The organism is Parabacteroides distasonis, from assembly GCF_004793765.1.
GTDB classification, from domain to species: domain Bacteria; phylum Bacteroidota; class Bacteroidia; order Bacteroidales; family Tannerellaceae; genus Parabacteroides; species Parabacteroides distasonis_A.
This window is the reverse complement of sequence record NZ_SRYM01000001.1, coordinates 116,074-130,711: the sequence shown is the minus strand read 5'-3', so window position 1 is coordinate 130,711 and position 14,638 is coordinate 116,074. Positions and strand designations below refer to the sequence as shown.

Here is a 14,638-nt window from a genome sequence, read left to right as displayed (position 1 = left end):
CGTATGACACGAGGAAGTAAAGCAGACGAGATATTGACGCTTTTTTTCATGCTACTGGCCATAGCAGCCGTGGTATGTTACTTCGCAGTTAGCGATAAGACCGTATTCTTGTATTGCGGTGGGGCGGCGATCGTATTGCGGCTAGTACAATATGTCTTAAGATATATACATTAATGATTAAAGATTATGGAACTCAACGATATAATTAAACCGGAAAATCTGGTGTATGAAAAGCCCAGATTGATGAATGAAAATCCCATGCACTATTGCCCCGGTTGCAGCCACGGTGTGATACATAAGCTAATCGCCGAGGTTATAGCCGATATGGGTCTGGAAGATAAGACAATAGGTATCTCCCCCGTGGGATGTGCCGTATTCGCATATAACTATTTGGACATCGACTGGATCGAGGCAGCCCACGGACGTGCGCCAGCTATCGCTTCCGCCGTTAAACGCTTGAATCCGGAGAAGATGGTATTCACGTATCAAGGAGATGGTGACTTGGCGGCTATCGGTACGGCCGAGACGATTCATGCCGCCAACCGTGGCGAGAATATCGTGATCGTATTCGTAAATAACGCAATCTATGGTATGACCGGCGGACAGATGGCTCCGACTACATTGGAAGGTATGCCCACGGCTACCTGTCCTTACGGACGTAACATCGCCTTGAATGGTTACCCGTTGAAGATCAGTGATTTATTAGCCCAATTGGAAGGAACTTGCTTGGTAACACGCCAAAGCGTACAAACGGCCGTAGCCGTACGGAAAGCAAAAAAGATGCTTCGTAAGGCTTTCGAAAATGCTATGGCCGGTAAGGGTACTTCTGTAGTAGAGTTCGTCTCCACTTGCTCATCCGGCTGGAAGATGACTCCGGAAAAAGCCAATAAATGGATGGAAGCAAACATGTTCCCCTTTTACCCGCTGGGCGACTTAAAGAATGTTGAATAAGTAATACGGTAAACGACAATGAAACAAGAAATAATTATAGCAGGTTTCGGTGGACAAGGTGTATTGTCTATGGGTAAGATCTTGGCCTATTCCGGTTTGATGGAAGGCAAGGAGGTTAGCTGGATGCCTTCATACGGACCTGAGCAACGTGGCGGTACGGCCAACGTAACCGTTATCTTGAACGACGAGCGTATCAGCTCACCCGTATTGAATGAATATGATATCGCTATTATTTTGAACCAACCTTCCATGGATAAGTTCGAGAACAAGGTGAAACCGGGTGGTATTTTGATTTACGATGGTTACGGTATTCATACGCCGGCAAAACGTACAGATATTAACGTATATCGGGTAGATGCCATGGACGCCGCTACCGAAATGAAAAATGAGAAGGCTTTCAATATGTTGATCTTAGGAGGGTTGCTTAAAATCGTCCCGATGGTTCAATTGGAAAACGTCATGTTAGGATTGAAGAAATCCTTACCTGAGCGTCACCATCATTTGTTGCCAATGAACGAGGCTGCCATTAAGAAAGGAATGGAGATTATACAGAAAATATAAGAAGCTCATTCATTAATGTGCCGATATGCTAATTAAGTTTTCCGATTGGCATATTGGCATATTTTATAATTGGTACATTATTTTTTGTTATATCTTTGCAACCCATGAAGTATTATCTATACATATTACTTTTTCTGACAGGAACGGTGGCTTCCACATATGCGCAAAGACGTTCCGGGAACCGGGGAGGACGCAATGGATTCTCGTTATCTAATTTATCATCCTCAAACAAAGAAATACCGGATAGTTTGCTACAAACAGATAGCGCGGCACTGAAATCAAAACGAATTACCGGTTATTGGCTCACGCCTCTCTTGGGAGAACGTTATATCGCTCCCATGGATACCAATCGATTAAATTTAGGGAATAGTACGTTGATGGAGGCGAACTCATTGGCCGTTGGGTATTTGGCAAATGTGGGATCGCCAGCGCAAACCCGTATTTTTAACGAACGTAAGGAGGAACGTGATTTCATCTTCGCCGATGCCTATGATTATTATATCACGACCCCGACAAACGCTTATTTCTACGATACCAAAGTACCCTATACCCAAGTAACTTATACGACAGGAGGAGCCAGTCAGAATAAGATGGATCGCCTGAAAGGGGTACTGACCATAAATTTTGGCAAGAAGATCAATGTCGGAGGTGAGATGGATTATATTTATAGTCGCGGATATTATAACTCCAACGGTAATAAATTATTAAGTTATCGCATTTTTGGTAGTTATATCACTGACCGCTACAAATTAAACGCTTATTTAAGCAATTTCAACTTCGTGAATTACGAAAATGGTGGACTTACAAATGACCAATATATCACGAATCCTGATGACTTAGCCAAGAATCAAAGAAATATTGATAGCAAATCATATCCTGTCCGCTACACAGACACATGGAATCGTGTCCGCGGAAAACAGTATTTCCTGACACAGAGATATAACCTCGGTTTTACCAAGGAATTGGAAGAAACTGATGAGGAAGGGAACGTAAAAGAGGTATTCATTCCGGTTTCCAGTATTATCCATACCATCGATTATGAGGATAACCGCAGACGCTTTATCTCTAACGATGTTGGGATCGATACTTGTTACGCTCATCTTTATGGCATGGACGCATCTTTGAATGACCAGACTTCCTCTTGGAATTTAAAGAATACTTTTGCGTTGGCCTTGAGGGAAGGTTTCCAAGATTGGGCTAAGTTCGGGCTGACTGCCTTCGTTACTTTCGAGAAACGTCGGTTTAGATTGGCATCCCAAGTTCCCGGACTGGATTACGGTCCGGATGGTCGTGGAAGCTCTGAGCCGAGTACATTAAATTTCCATACTTCCGAAGTATATGATGAGTTTACTACCTACATCGGCGGAGAATTATCCAAACGCCGTGGTAGCCTGCTTACCTATAATATCCGTGGAGAATTAGGGCTTGCGGGAAGTGACGCCGGAGAGGTCCGAGTGAGCGGAGACCTGCAAACAAAATTCAAACTTTTTAAGAAAGACGCTACGATCAAGGCGGAAGGATACATCAAGAACATCACCCCGGCGTTTTACCAACGTCACCATCATGGGCGTTACTATTGGTGGGATCTATCATTGAAAAATGTACAAAGGATTTACGCCGGAGCGAAAATCAACTTGGAATCCACCCGTACCCAGTTATCCGGAGGAGTGGAAAGTATCCAGCATTATGTATTTTTCAACGGTAAAGGTTTGCCGGAGCAAAGCAATAAGAACATCCAAGTTGTCTCAGCCCGTATCAAGCAAGATATCATGTATCGTGCGTTCGGATGGGAGAATGAGGTGGCCTATCAGCTTTCTAGCGAGAAGTCTCAACTCCCGTTACCGGATATCAGCGCATACTCTAATATATATCTAGCGTTTAAGTTGGCGAAAGTATTAACCGTACAGATTGGCGCAAACGTATACTACAACACCGCTTATTATGCTCCTTATTATGAGCCGGCTACCCAGCAGTTCCAAGTACAGGAAGGAGACAAGAAAGTGAAGGTAGGTAATTATCCGTTGATCAACGCTTATGCGAATTTGCATTTGAAGCAAGCTCGCTTCTTCATCATGGCATATAATCTAGGCTCTAAGTTCGTTGATCCGAATTACTTCTCTCTTGCGCATTATCCGTTGGATCCGATGGTTTTGAAGATGGGAGTCTCCGTGACTTTCAACAATTAGTCGATTGCCATGAAAGCTAAGAAATTGCTTATCCTATATGCTTGTCTATTGATTGTCGCTGTAGTGACAATGATACAGCTTTGGAAATTCAGCCAACATCCTCAAGAAATCGGGCCTCGTGATTATCCGGAAATCAAGGAAGAAGGAATTCTCCGGATGATAACCGAATACAACCAATCCGGGTATTTCGTATCCGGCGATACGGTGCAAGGTTTTCAATACGAGCTTAGCCAAGCGATCGCTAAATTATCCGGATTGGAAGTTCAGACACATTTGGAAATGAGTTTAGCGAAAAGCTTCAAGGAATTATCAGACAACAAAGGCGATGTACTCGCAAGAAACATCCCCATCACCTCCGAGATGCGGGAAAACTACCTGTTTACCGAACCGATCGTTCTCAACAGACAAGTCTTGGTACAGCGTACGGCAGAGGCGAACAATGGACAACCTCCTATCCGCAACCAATTGGATTTAGCTCAAAAGACCTTATACATACCGAAAGATTCCCCAGCCTTATTGCGCCTGCAAAATCTGGGACACGAGATAGGTGATACGATCTACGTGGTGGAAGATGAGTTATATTCTACCGAGCAGCTTATGATCATGGTAGCCAAAGGCGACATTGATTACGCCGTATGCGACCAGCAAATCGCCCGCATGACCCAGAAAAACTTACCAGAAGTCGATATCCTGACGGATGTCAGTTTTACCCAATTGCAATCGTGGGCAATCCGTAAAGACTCCCCTATCCTACTGGATAGCCTAAATAGTTGGCTGCAGCAAATCAAAGACAGTGGATTACACGATCAAATCTATAAACGCTATTACAAATAGTGCTATTCATGAGACGGCAAAATAAAGGAGAACTCCGAACCCATCCCTAATTCGGAAGTAACATGTATCGAACCTCCCATCTTCACAACCAACCCTTTACAGATAGCCAGTCCTAATCCGATACCTTCCATATAGTCATTTACATGCACAAAACGACCGAAAACATCTTTCAATTTTTCCTTATCGATGCCAATACCCGTATCCCTTACGTAAAAACGTAAGGGATTATTCGGTTGAATGGTATATCCCATCGTGATATTACCTTCTTTCGTGTTCTTAATAGCGTTGTTCACAAAATTATTGATCAACTGCAACAGGCGCATGCTATCCGTACCAAACATATGGTGGTCAGCCCCTTTCTCCAAAACCAACTTAACTCCTTCCGGAACCTGCAGCTTGGCAGAAACATAAATCGTATCCATCAATTCACTGACATCTAATTGCTCATATGTGATCTTTATCGCATCCACCTCGATCTTCGAGATATCCAAAATATCGTTGATCAATTGCATCAACAATTGATTATTCATCTTGATCACGTCGTAGTACGACATACGTTCCTCATCCGTATCAGCAAAAGCCATCAACTCTGAGAAACCGGTAATCGCATTCAAAGGAGTCCGGATCTCGTGGCTCATATCCGCCAAATATTTCGATTTCATCTTATCAGCGGCCTCGGTCTTCACCTTTGCCTCCTCAAGACTTAGTTCTTGATTCTTCCGTTCCTGAATATTCGTTGAGCATCCAAGGATAAGAAGGTCTTCCTTTCTCGTCCCATTCATACACGGTAGCGAATCTCTCTCTCCAAGCATATTCCTTCTTACCGGGAATAGCATACGGACCTCGATCCTTGCCTCGGATATCTCCCCTCTACAAAGACGGGTAAACACACTATAATAATGTTCCTGATCATCCGGATGCGCTCGACTGACAAACTGTCCCCACAGCACCTCTATCATATTTTCCGACATGGCATTCCAATCGTTCAAGGTCACAACGGAATCCTTGAAATTATGGGTACTATACGGATCGATGAAAACCGAGCATGTACGTATATCACTTATCCGCAATGCCATTTTCGTCAAGATCCAGGTTCTTCTCAAAGTATTTTCCGTAGCCAACTCGGAAGTTATATCTCTCCATAAAGCCAAGATAAGCGGCTTACCATTATTCAAGGAAATAGGATATTTAGCGGACTATTCATATTTATTCTTTCGTTTTTAGAGTATAACTCGGGGATAAAGGTATTATTTTTCTATTTATCACCAAAGAGAAAACTAGCTATTGCATAACATTTCTAAATAATCTTTATCTTTACCGAGAATTTGAATGTAAAAAGATGAGATTTGATGAATTAGATTTGGAAGATGCCGTATTAGACGGGCTTTATGACATGAATTTTAACGAAGCGACTCCAGTCCAAGAGTTAACGATTCCTGTCATTTTAGAAGGTAAAGACATCATCGCTTGCGCACAGACCGGAACCGGTAAAACGGCGGCGTATGTTTTGCCAGTTATTAATGAACTAAGCAAAGGTTGTCATCCGATAGATGCGGTGAATGCGGTCATTATGGCACCGACCCGGGAATTGGCTCAACAAATAGACCAACAAATTCAAGGATTCACTTATTTTATACCTTCCATATCCGCAGTCGCCGTGTATGGAGGTACCGATGGAATCGCTTGGGAACAACAAAAGAGAGGTTTAGAGATGGGGGCGGATATCGTGATCGCTACCCCGGGGCGTTTATTGTCCCATATTAAATTAGGTACTGTCGATTTGTCTAAAGTGTCTTTCTTCGTCTTAGACGAGGCAGACCGCATGCTAGATATGGGTTTTTATGATGACATCATGCAAGTTCATAAACAAATGCCCCCCTATTGCCAGACGATCATGTTCTCGGCTACCATGCCACCTAAAATACGGACGTTGGCTAAAACCATCCTAAAAGATCCAGAAGAAGTCAAGATCGCTATCTCACGCCCGCCCGAATCTATCATGCAAACCGCATATATCTGCTACGATTCACAAAAACTCAAGATTCTACAAGATCTCTTCACTCAAAGCCGCCCTCAACGGGTAATAATCTTCTCCTCTTCTAAAATGAAGGTGAAAGAATTAGCGTCTACCTTAAAAAGATTAAAGTTCAATGTAGCTGCCATGCACTCGGATTTGGAGCAATCCCAAAGGGAGGAAGTCATGAAAGAATTCAAGAGCGGACATACCGATATCCTCGTGGCTACGGATGTAGTGGCACGTGGAATCGATATCAATGACATCAAGTTGGTCGTGAACTTCGATATCCCACATGATCCAGAGGATTACGTACACCGAATCGGACGTACGGCACGGGGTACGAATGGGGAAGGATTAGCGATTACTTTCGTATCAGTTGATGAACAACCACAATTCAAGCGTATAGAGGATTTCTTAGAAAAAAAGGTTTACAAGATACCGATCAGTCCGGAATTCGGGGAAGTACCCTTGTATGAGCCAGAAAAATACGGTATGAATAAAAGAGGCAGAGGGCGGCCTCGCAAAGGCGGGGATAAAGGATCATCCTCGAGCCCACAGAAACGGAATATAGGACACCGTGGAAGACCTAAAAAGACGTAATAAAAACACTATACTTTTGGAATTAAAACAATATTGTCTTGAACACAAAAGTATAGTGTTTTTTATAGGATATTATCAACCGTTCATGGATGCCAAGAATTCCATATTATCAACGGTTTGTTCCATCCGTTGCTTAACAAATTCCATAGCCTCCATAGAGTTCATGTCTGATAAATATTTGCGTAAAATCCACATACGGTTTAAAGTACTCTCATCCTGCAATAAATCATCACGGCGAGTACTGGAAGCCGTGATATCCACAGCTGGATAGATACGTTTATTGGATAATTTACGATCCAATTGCAACTCCATGTTACCCGTACCCTTAAATTCCTCGAAGATCACGTCGTCCATCTTAGAGCCAGTCTCCGTAAGAGCAGTGGCTAGAATCGTAAGGCTACCGCCGTTCTCAATATTACGGGCGGCACCAAAGAAACGTTTCGGCTTCTGCAACGCATTTGCGTCAACACCACCGGAAAGTACCTTTCCTGAAGCCGGTTGTACCGTATTATAAGCACGAGCCAAACGAGTGATCGAGTCCAAAAGAATCACGACATCATGACCACATTCTACCATTCGCTTCGCCTTGTTCAATACGATCTCAGCGATTTTCACGTGGCGTTCAGCCGGTTCGTCGAATGTAGAAGCGATCACTTCCGCATCCACGCTACGAGCCATATCTGTAACCTCCTCCGGACGTTCGTCGATCAATAATATAATCATATAAACCTCGGGATGGTTGTAAGCGATAGCGTTCGCAATATCTTTCAATAACATCGTCTTACCGGTTTTCGGTTGAGCGACGATCAAACCACGTTGCCCTTTTCCGATCGGGGAGAATAAATCAACCACGCGTACAGCGATATTATCGTATACTTTCGGTGATTTACGTGCCGTAAGCATAAATTTCTCATCCGGGAATAACGGGGTCAAATGATCGAAAGGAACACGGTCGCGAACCTCTTCCGGCGTACGACCATTGATCTTATCCACTTTTACCAACGGGAAATACTTCTCACCTTCCTTCGGCGGACGGATCGAACCTTCTACCACGTCACCCGTTTTCAGTCCAAATAACTTGATCTGAGATTGAGAGACATAAATATCATCCGGTGAAGTCAAATAGTTATAATCGGAAGAACGAAGGAAACCGTAACCATCTTGCATCATCTCCAACACGCCGGTTCCTGTAAGGATACCATCAAACTCATACATTTTCTCTTGAGCTTGCTGGTTGTTATTAGCGTTATTACGGTTGTTATTATGATTATTCTGTCGATTGTTCTGTCGAGGATTATTCTGCTGGGGAGCGGCCTCAGGTTGAGGCTTGTTTGCCTCGGGTTTCGGAGCGGAGAACGGAAAAATCTGATCCAATACGGATTTAGCGTCCGGATGGCGGAATACAATGCGCTTAGGCTCTTCTTCCGTCGCTTGTGGTGAAGTTGTTTCTCCCGCTACCTCTACCGAAGTCGTATTTTCCGGCAAAGCGGTTTCTTCTTCCGTTTTAAATTCTGCCACAACAGGGGGCAACAACGGTTTCTCCACCGGGTTTTCTATTACCGCCGGAGTTTCCACGATCGGGATTTCCATTACCGTAGAGATCGTTTGCGGCTCTTTTGAAACCACCACTTCCTTGTTATCCTCGGAAGGAGCAATAGCACCGGCTACCTTTTCCCTTTTCTCGATACGGACTCTTTTCTTACGTTCAGGTTGCTCTTTTTGCTCTTTCTTATCAGCCGGAGCAGCCACTGACTTTTCCTGAGCCTGTTGGGTACTCTCTGTAGCTTCAGCAGTCTCAGCCTTCGCTACTTTAGGAGAAGCAGCTTTAGCCGGACGGCCTCTCTTACGACCCTCAGCAGGCTTCTTAGCCTCTTTCTCTTTCATCTTTTCAGCCTGAATGCCGGCATAGGAGATCGCCTGCTCATCAAGAATCCGATAAACCAACTCTTCTTTCTTTAAGCTGCTAACTTTTTTTATTCCCAACTCTTCCGCAATACTTTGAAGTTCGGGAAGAAGTTTTTCATTTAGTTCTAGAATGTTATATTTCTGCATATTGCGAAGTAATAATATAAATGGCACATACATACGGATCACATATACAAACACGATGTATGCCCAATGGTATCATTGTATCTTTATTAAATTAAAATTTTCATGTAATAACCGGATTGTTCAGCTAATTTGAACCATTAGTAACATATCTGCGGAGTAAATCTTCGCAAATGTAAGAATAATTTTACAATAAACGAGGATTTAGCCAAAAAAATTCACAATTAGCACACGTTTTGTTGATTCGCCTATACGAAAACGATTATCAATCCTTTCTCCTACCACCCAAACTATAGCGTCGCCACTACAAAGAAGCCATGTGCGCTCCTTCTCAATCCGGCTAAATTTATGATCGGAAAAATAGTCACTCAACTTCTTACGTCCTTTCATTCCGAAGGGAATAAACCAATCGCCTTCTTTCCAAGTCCGCAATGTTAAAGGGAAATCGAGTTTATCATAATCCAAATAAGCGATTCGCTTATTCTTTTCGATAGGGAAATCTATAGTTATAACAAGTTTACGGAAAGATAGTTCAACAGGTTCGTGATTAATACCCTTTTCCGGATCTAAAACAAAAGTTCGCTCTTCCTTTTTCTCTAAAGGAGTAATCCATAAATAATCACGATCCTTCAGCAAACGATGCGTGGAAGAGTAAAACAGCTTACCAGGCTCCTTAGTCAAGGCAGCGAAAACATCGTCCGAGACCAGACGGGTAAAACCATATTCTTTTAATAGCTCATATAAAATCGTCTCCGGAGCCGGAAACCACATCAACGCCTCAATAGAAAGACGATCATGCGATACGATAACCTTTTTCCGGGCTTGCTCCAATACATATATATATATAGTCTCGGCAGCAGAAATATGCTCAGCAGAACGTGCGATGGTATTCCGAACCGATGGATTTATTTCCTCCAAAAGCGGCAACACATTTAAACGGATGAAATTACGGGTATAAGCATCCGATAAATTCGTACTATCCGTTATATAGGCGTAGTCTTGATCCGCTAGCCAAGCCAAGATATCCTCACGGCTTACGCATAGCAAAGGACGGACGATGAAACCATTCCTCGGACGAATCCCGCTCATCCCCCGAACTCCCGTACCCCGTACCAAATTCATCAAGACTGTCTCCACGCTATCGTCCCGATGATGGGCAACGGCAATCGCCTGCCCTCCCAACCGCTCCCGCATCTCCTCAAACCAAGCATAGCGCAATTCACGGGCAGCCATCTCTATCGAGAGATGTTTCTCTCCCGCATAAGAGATCGTATCGAAATCTACCTTATGAAAGGGTACTTCCAAAGCCCCCGCAAACTCGCAGGCGAATGCCTCGTCCCGATCCGACTCCTCCCCGCGTAAATGAAAGTTACAATGAAGTGCTATACACGAATATCCCAAACGCACCAATACACCCAACAAAGCCACTGAATCGGCCCCACCGCTCAATCCGACCAAAACCGGACCATCTTCGGATAACAGCCGGTACTTCTCTATATATAAACGTATCGTATGTATCATAATGCCTTTGTATTAAAAATAATAATGGCCCTAGCCGGTTTTAGCTAGAGCCATTACTTACAGATCTTTTGAATTAATCTTCTACACCTGCTAATTCCGGGTCGATCATAATACGACCACAGTATTCGCAAACAATAATTTTTTTACGCAACTTGATATCCAATTGCTTCTGAGGCGGGATCTTATTAAAGCAACCACCACAAGCGCCACGTTGCACATAAACAACAGCCAAACCGTTACGAGCACCTTTACGGATACGCTTGAAAGCGGTCAACAAACGAGGTTCGATAGTGGCCTCCAATTTCTTCGCTTTCTCACGAAGTTTCTCCTCATCCTGCTTTGTCTCGGAAATAATCTGTTCCAACTCACTCTTTTTCTGAACCAAGTCAGCTTTACGGCCTTCTAACTTCTCAGTCAATTCTGCGATATCTTTTTTCTTGGAGTCTACCGCCTCTCCGAATTCACGGATTTTTTTCTCTGAGAACTCAATTTCCAAACCTTGGAACTCGATCTCCTTAGACAGGTTATCAAACTCCCGGTTATTACGCACATTATCCAATTGTGCCTTATAGCGATCTATCAATGTGGCAGATTCTGTGATCTTATGCTTTTGCTCAACAACAGAAGCCTCAAACTCCTTGATCTCCGCTTGATAGTTCTGGAGACGTGTTTCCAGTCCTACGATCTCGTCCTCCAAGTCTTGAACCTCCAGAGGAAGCTCACCACGAAGGGTCTTGATCTTATCAATTTCAGTCATCATCGTCTGAAGTTGATACAGCGTAGAAAGCTTTTCTTCAACCGTATATTCCTTTTCAGCTGATTGTTTATCTGTAGCCATTCTATAAATATTTTACTGGGTTTGAATTAACATTCGAAAAATGTACTGCAAAGGTAGGGAATTTTTTCGATATTATGTTATAAAATATGTCTTTTGTACAGATTTCCGATTCATAATGACCGATAACCGCCAGTAAAATCTGATCCTCCACATCATAAAAATCGTTGTACTTCGCCTCCCCCGTTATAATGACATCGGCTCCATACGCAATAGCGTCCTTGATCAAGGAAGCGCCGCTGCCTCCGCAAATAGCAACCTCTCGGATAGGCTTACCCGTAAATGGAGAATGCTTCACGCAACCAACGTCAAACAGGGTCTTGATTCGCAACAAGAAACTCAACTCATCCTCCTCGGCAAGCAACTCTCCCACTACACCGGAACCTGCCTGTTCCCAGGTGTTCGACAACGGATAGAAATCAAAAGCCGGCTCCTCATACGGATGAACGGATAACAAGGCACGGGTCACCGCCGTCTTCTTGAATGCCGGAAGGATCATCTCGATACGCACCTCTTTCTCTACATGCAACTCGCCGATCTCACCACAAAACGGATTGCATCCCATATTGGCACGGAATGTTCCCTCGCCGTGTAAATTATAACTACAAGCGTCATAGTTCCCGATACTTCCCGCACCGGCATTGAACAAAGTATTCCGCATGACCTCGGCATAAATCTCCGGGACAAATGTCACCAGCTTTAACAAAGCGCCCTTCTGAGGACTCAAGATCCGTACATTTTGCAAGCCTATCAACTCCGCCAAACGGTAGTTCACGCCTCCTACAGCATTGTCCAAATTGGTATGGGCGGCATAAATCACCAAGTCATACTTACATGCCTTCATCATGCAACGCTCAATATAATTGGAACCCGTCAACGACTTAAACGACTTAAAGGCCAAAGGATGATGGGAGATGATCAGGTTGCATCCCATCTCGATCGCTTCATCGAGCACCTCCTCGGTAACATCTAGGCATAGCAACACCCCCGTCGCATACTGATTCACGTCGCCAACTTGCACACCCGCATTATCAAAACCTTCTTGAAGCGGAAGCGGGGCATAATGCTCAATTTCTCTCAATATATCTTTAACCTTTACCATGCTAAATATCCTTTGATTTATGTTCGGGAGAAAAGAAAATTCCTTTAGAAAGAAAAGAAAATTCCATTCGGATGGAATAAGATTCCCATTCGAATGGAATTTCAGATTGGATTATTTCTTGATATCAACGATCAAATTCAGTTCATCCAACTGGGCCGGATCCAAAACGCCCGGAGCATCAAGCATAACATCTCGTCCGGAATTGTTCTTCGGGAAAGCGATACAGTCGCGGATAGAATCCAAACCGGCGAACAAAGACACGAAACGATCCAAGCCATAAGCCAAACCTCCATGAGGAGGCGCTCCATACTTAAACGCATTCATCAAGAAACCGAATTGCTCTTGCGCTCTTTCTTCAGTGAATCCTAACAGCTTGAACATCTTATCCTGCAATTGGCTGTCGTGGATACGGATAGAACCACCACCCACTTCAACACCATTGATAACCATATCATACGCATTCGCACGAACAGCACCCGGATCCGTATCCAACAACGGTATATCATCCGGATTCGGAGAGGTAAACGGATGGTGCATAGCGTAGAAACGTTGATCGTCCTCGTTCCATTCGAACAGCGGGAAGTCGATTACCCACAAGCAAACGAACTTATCCTTGTCACGAAGACCTAATTGATTACCCATCTCTAAACGCAACTCGCAAAGTTGCTTACGAGTCTTCATCGCATCGTCGCCAGAAAGGATTAAAATCAAATCACCCGGTTTAGCACCGAACGCATTCTTCATTTCTTGAAGAACCTCTTGGCTATAGAATTTATCTACGCTTGATTTCACGTTACCATCCGCTTCCACACGGGCGTAAACCAAACCTTTAGCACCTACCTGCGGACGTTTCACGAATTCAGTCAGCGCATCCAGTTGTTTACGGGTATAGCTTGCAGCACCTTCCGCACAGATACCCCCTATGTAAGCGGCGTTATCGAATACGGAGAAACCATGGCCTTTCATGATGTCCATCAACTCGACGAACTTCATGCCGAAACGCAAATCCGGTTTATCGCTACCATATTGTTTCATAGCATCTTGCCAAGTCATACGCATAAACGACTCCTTGAACTCGACACCACGGATTACCTTAAACAAATGTTTCGCCATGCCCTCGAACATATTCAAGACATCCTCTTGCTCCACGAAGCTCATCTCACAGTCGATCTGCGTGAACTCCGGCTGGCGATCCGCACGCAAATCCTCGTCACGGAAACATTTTACGATCTGGAAATAACGGTCGAAACCGGAAACCATCAACAATTGCTTCAAGGTCTGTGGAGACTGAGGCAAAGCGTAGAACTGTCCCGGGTTCATACGGGAAGGAACCACGAAGTCACGGGCACCCTCCGGGGTAGAATTTACAAGAACCGGAGTCTCTACCTCCAAGAAACCTTGCTCATCCAAATAGCGGCGAACCTCGAACGCCATTCTATGACGAAGTTCCAGATTCTTACGAACTGGGGCACGACGCAAGTCCAGATAACGATATTTCATACGCAAGTCATCACCGCCATCTGTCTCCTCCTCGATCGTGAACGGAGGGGTAAGCGCAGTGTTCAGGACATTTAATTCAGAAACGATCAACTCAATATCACCTGTCGGGATATGCGCATTCTTGCTGGAACGCTCACGAACCGTACCCGTAACCTGAATCACGAATTCACGGCCCAACTTATTTGCCTTTTCGCAAAGAGCTGCATCAACCTCCTGATTAAATACCAACTGAGTAATACCATAACGGTCGCGGATATCGACAAATGTCATTCCTCCCATTTTGCGGGTTTTCTGCACCCAACCGGCCAGTGTAACCACCAGACCTTCATCCGCAAGGCGCAAGTCGCCACAAGTTCTTGTTCTATACATCTTTATTATTTAATTTGCTAGATTTACCAATCTTTATACCTCGGTTTATTACAAACCGCAACCACAAAGATAATACTATAAATCTTAATAATTATTCTTTTAAGCAAATTAAA

11 protein-coding genes and 1 pseudogene are annotated in these 14,638 nt (G+C 44.0%); 6 read left to right on the top strand and 6 right to left on the bottom strand.

The window, feature by feature from the left end; translation table 11 throughout:
- Positions 1-3 precede the first annotated feature (3 nt).
- The 5 genes from E5342_RS19260 to E5342_RS00645 all read left to right on the top strand — a co-directional run bounded on the left by E5342_RS19260 (position 4) and on the right by E5342_RS00645 (position 4,532).
- Entirely contained in the window at positions 4-174 is a 171-nt protein-coding gene (locus tag E5342_RS19260; protein WP_168354433.1) for a hypothetical protein, read from the top strand.
- Between the two features lie 12 nt (positions 175-186).
- Positions 187-951, top strand: coding sequence for a thiamine pyrophosphate-dependent enzyme (locus tag E5342_RS00660; RefSeq protein WP_135958591.1), 765 nt, complete (start codon positions 187-189; stop codon positions 949-951).
- Between the two features lie 18 nt (positions 952-969).
- Complete coding sequence (locus E5342_RS00655) at positions 970-1,512, top strand: 2-oxoacid:acceptor oxidoreductase family protein (protein WP_121734707.1); 543 nt, start codon at positions 970-972, stop codon at positions 1,510-1,512.
- Positions 1,513-1,616: 104 nt separating this feature from the next.
- On the top strand, positions 1,617-3,698 hold the full coding sequence (locus E5342_RS00650; protein ID WP_121734797.1) for a putative porin: 2,082 nt from the start codon (positions 1,617-1,619) through the stop codon (positions 3,696-3,698).
- Between the two features lie 9 nt (positions 3,699-3,707).
- The gene (locus E5342_RS00645; RefSeq protein WP_135958590.1) at positions 3,708-4,532 is read left to right on the top strand and encodes a transporter substrate-binding domain-containing protein; all 825 of its coding nucleotides are present in this window, start codon (positions 3,708-3,710) and stop codon (positions 4,530-4,532) included.
- A 2-nt stretch (positions 4,533-4,534) separates the two neighbouring features.
- Here E5342_RS00645 and E5342_RS00640 read toward each other — a convergent pair.
- Positions 4,535-5,725: pseudogene (locus tag E5342_RS00640) on the bottom strand (ATP-binding protein); the annotation flags it as partial.
- A 146-nt stretch (positions 5,726-5,871) separates the two neighbouring features.
- Here E5342_RS00640 and E5342_RS00635 point away from each other — a divergent pair.
- Positions 5,872-7,149 carry a DEAD/DEAH box helicase gene (locus tag E5342_RS00635; protein WP_121734709.1) on the top strand — a complete coding sequence of 426 codons (1,278 nt, stop codon included), beginning with the start codon at positions 5,872-5,874 and terminating at the stop codon, positions 7,147-7,149.
- 75 nt (positions 7,150-7,224) lie between these two features.
- Here the strand turns inward: E5342_RS00635 and rho are convergent, their stop codons facing one another.
- From rho to aspS, 5 genes are all read right to left on the bottom strand, one after another.
- On the bottom strand, positions 7,225-9,201 hold the full coding sequence (gene rho, locus E5342_RS00630) for a transcription termination factor Rho (protein WP_135958589.1): 1,977 nt from the start codon (positions 9,199-9,201) through the stop codon (positions 7,225-7,227).
- A gap of 201 nt (positions 9,202-9,402) precedes the next feature.
- A complete protein-coding gene (gene tilS, locus E5342_RS00625; protein WP_121734710.1) occupies positions 9,403-10,719 on the bottom strand; it encodes a tRNA lysidine(34) synthetase TilS in 1,317 nt (438 codons plus the stop codon).
- A gap of 73 nt (positions 10,720-10,792) precedes the next feature.
- On the bottom strand, positions 10,793-11,557 hold the full coding sequence (locus E5342_RS00620) for a zinc ribbon domain-containing protein (RefSeq protein WP_121734711.1): 765 nt from the start codon (positions 11,555-11,557) through the stop codon (positions 10,793-10,795).
- A gap of 1 nt (position 11,558) precedes the next feature.
- Complete coding sequence (locus E5342_RS00615) at positions 11,559-12,656, bottom strand: Nif3-like dinuclear metal center hexameric protein (RefSeq protein ID WP_135958588.1); 1,098 nt, start codon at positions 12,654-12,656, stop codon at positions 11,559-11,561.
- A 111-nt stretch (positions 12,657-12,767) separates the two neighbouring features.
- The gene (aspS, locus tag E5342_RS00610; protein ID WP_121734713.1) at positions 12,768-14,525 is read right to left on the bottom strand and encodes an aspartate--tRNA ligase; all 1,758 of its coding nucleotides are present in this window, start codon (positions 14,523-14,525) and stop codon (positions 12,768-12,770) included.
- Between the last annotated feature and the right edge of the window lie 113 nt (positions 14,526-14,638).